The organism is Anaeromusa sp. (genome assembly GCF_028691475.1).
Taxonomy (GTDB): Bacteria; Bacillota; Negativicutes; order Anaeromusales; family Anaeromusaceae; genus Anaeromusa.
In genome coordinates this window covers 1-2,962 of record NZ_JAQUZF010000200.1, presented here as the reverse complement: position 1 = coordinate 2,962, position 2,962 = coordinate 1, and the positions used below count along the sequence as shown (strand labels likewise).

Genomic DNA, 2,962 nt, shown 5'->3' with positions numbered 1-2,962 from the left:
TTTGCTGTTTCAATTTTTCCAGCGTGGAGTCTGAGCTACTGGAAGAACTCGAAGTGCTAGAAGTGCTTTTACTAAGTGTTTGCTGCATACTGCTTGCAGTACTACTCACAGAACCAATTTGCATTTTTATGCCCCCTTAATTTCATTGATAACTACCCATTCTTATTATGCCTTGATTTCCTTGGATTTTTCTTGGATTTTTCTTGGAGCTGCGTTTGCGACGGGAATTGAACAAGAGTCGCGAGAGAATCCGAGGGTACGAACGAGGGTCCGAATTTTTAACAGGAGTAGAGAGAGGGCTACAGGGGTACAGAATTTACAAACAAACAGAGGATGCATCGTTCTCTGCCTCGCGAAAAAGGAAACGAGCAACCTGCGCTGGCTGCTCGTTTCTGACTATCCCTTTTTTATTTTACAACCATAGCCGACAAGTCGGTAGCCGCTCCGGCTACTTCGTCGGAAGCCTTTTCGATCTCGTGCGAGGTCTCTACCAAGCTGGCTACTGCCGTATTGATATGTTCCACTTGCTTGTAGTTGTTAGCAATGGATTCCATAATATGCGTCATCCGCCCAGAGGTCTCATTCACTGCCGCGCCCACGCGATTCATGGTTTCCGCTTGCTGAGCCATACTGGACACCACTTCGCCAGTGGAAGCATTGTTGCGTTGAATCAGCTCTACAATTTCGTTAGCCGCCGAACGGCTTTGTTCCGCTAGTTTCCGCACTTCCTCTGCAACTACGGCAAAGCCGCGTCCGGCTTCACCAGCACGAGCCGCTTCAATGGCCGCATTCAACGCCAGCAGGTTCGTCTGACCAGCAATGCCAGTAATGGTTTCGACAATATTGCCCACCGCCTGCGAAGTAGCCTCTAAAGAAGCCACCTTCTCTTGCGCCTCCTGGTTAGAAGCCACCATTGCCTGCACCTGAGCCAAGGTTTCTCTGGACAGCCGCTCGCCTTCGCCGGCGCTCGCCCGCGCTTCTTCCGCGGCATTTTTCGCATGTTCAGAAGCGTCCATAATCTGCACCGAGGCATGGGCCATCTGCGAAGCGGATGCCGTCGTTTCCTCCGCCGTCGCCGCCAGCGTTTGGCTGGAATCCTGCACTTTCCTGACAAGAGCGGTTTGCTCTTCCATTAGCGCTTCCATTTCTTCTTTTTTATCCAACTCCTTGGCAAAAGATTCGATAAAGGATTGATTTACTTCCGCCTCAATTAACTGCATGATCTGATCAAACGCCTGCAGGACCAAGGTCAGCTTTGTTACATCCCTGCCATACTCACGCACAATATGAGGAACCAACACATGGCGCAACGCACCACAAGCCAGAATAAACCAATCTGCCGGCAATTTAATACGATTATGCACTTCACCGACGCGATGCATATGAGCCATATACTCCGGCGTAATGTTTGTTACATACAGCTTTTGCAGCAATTGCTTCAAAGTCACTTTAAGCCGTTCCACGGTAGAATGCTGCTTAATAAAAGCCTCTACTTCCGGCACATCGGTCAAACGCCGATAAAACTCATTGGCAATCGGATCCAAATTCCCCTCAATAATCGGTTTCAAGCACTCCAAATGCCCTAGGGTCCCATTATCTAACGCTAAGAATTTCCTGGCGATTGGATTACTCACCGAATAACTTCCCGGAACAATAGTGCCGCTTGTTTCTCTTTTCCCTCTGCCAAACATCCTTACGTCCTCCTCTTGCCCTTATAGCCCAAGGTAACCGCTTTCCGTGCGATTACATAAGCACACCTCGTATACTATATTTTCATTTCGCTTCTAAAAGCCAATTTCCTTTCCGTTTTATTATTTTATTGTAAAACTTCTTCAAAAGCAGCCACTAGCTGCGCATCAAACTGTCTACCAGCACCTCTTCTTAGTTCTGCCAAGGCTTCCTCTTTCGACATAGCCTTGCGGTACGGACGGTCATTCGTCATCGCGTCATATGCGTCAACGATTGACAAAATACGGCAGGCCAAGGGAATCTCGTCGCCAGCCAGTCCCAACGGATATCCCTGGCCATCCCACCATTCATGATGGTGCAAAATGAAACTCGCAATAGGCTGCAGCGTTGGTGTCGCTTGCGCAATACGATAGCCGATCTCGCTATGTTTACGCATCTCCTCCCACTCGTCTGGTTCCAGACGTCCCGGTTTGTTCAAAATTCGGTCCGGCACGCCAATCTTCCCTACATCATGGAATTCCGCTAACAATCGCAAATCTCCCAGCGACTCCAAGGGGCTTTCAATTCGTCTGGCCACAGCCACTGCCAGCTCGCCTAAACGCCCGGCATGTCCTTCCGTAATATGATCTCGTGCCGCCAAGGCCTCCCGCAAAGACTGCACCACCTCATTGCAGCGGCTATGCTGCCGAAAAAGCTTCTCACCATACATCATGCGGTCCGCACTTCGCGTGAGCTCGCCTTCCCGGTTTTGCTCTCCCCAGGCAAAACCGATGGATACACTAAACGGAATACCGCCCTCCAACGCTACAAAGCCAAGGCGCTTCCGCAACACTTCCGCATAGCCATGCAGCGCCTCTTCTTCAAGGTCTTGCATAACAAAAACAAACTCATCTCCGCCAATACGATATAGTTCCCCTCGATCTTGGACCACTGTTTTTACCGTCTGCACCATGTTGCGTAAAAGCTCATCACCCTTATCATGCCCCAAGGCGTCGTTGACCAGCTTCAGGCCGTCAATATCAAAAAGAATCAATCCTAATGGCGTTGAAGCATTCGCCGCAGCCCGCTGCTGCAAATCCGCTTCATAAGCCAAGCGGTTACGGGCGCCTGTTAACCCATCATACCAACCAAGATACTGCATCTGTTGATGATTATCCCAAAGCTGCCGCAGCATTTGCTGTAGTTTCTTTGTCAGTACCGCGATCTCGTCGTTCCCCTTCACCGGCAGCGTCGAAAACTCCCGGGAAAAATCCTGGATTGTCTCTAAATAACG

At 49.9% G+C, this 2,962-nt stretch carries 2 protein-coding genes; both read right to left on the bottom strand.

The features are described 5' to 3' along the window. Positions 1–407 precede the first annotated feature (407 nt). Positions 408–1,691 carry a globin-coupled sensor protein gene (locus PHF27_RS14185; RefSeq protein ID WP_300071496.1) on the bottom strand — a complete coding sequence of 428 codons (1,284 nt, stop codon included), beginning with the start codon at positions 1,689–1,691 and terminating at the stop codon, positions 408–410. 125 nt (positions 1,692–1,816) lie between these two features. Continuing rightward, the coding region (locus PHF27_RS14180) for a diguanylate cyclase (RefSeq protein WP_300071493.1) at positions 1,817–2,962 on the bottom strand (1,146 nt) is incomplete at its 5' end.

Excerpts from the sequence above, each read along its gene's own strand:
- PHF27_RS14185 (WP_300071496.1), bottom strand. The coding sequence starts at position 1,691 with ATGTTTGGCAGAGGGAAAAGAGAAACAAGCGGCACTATTGTTCCGGGA.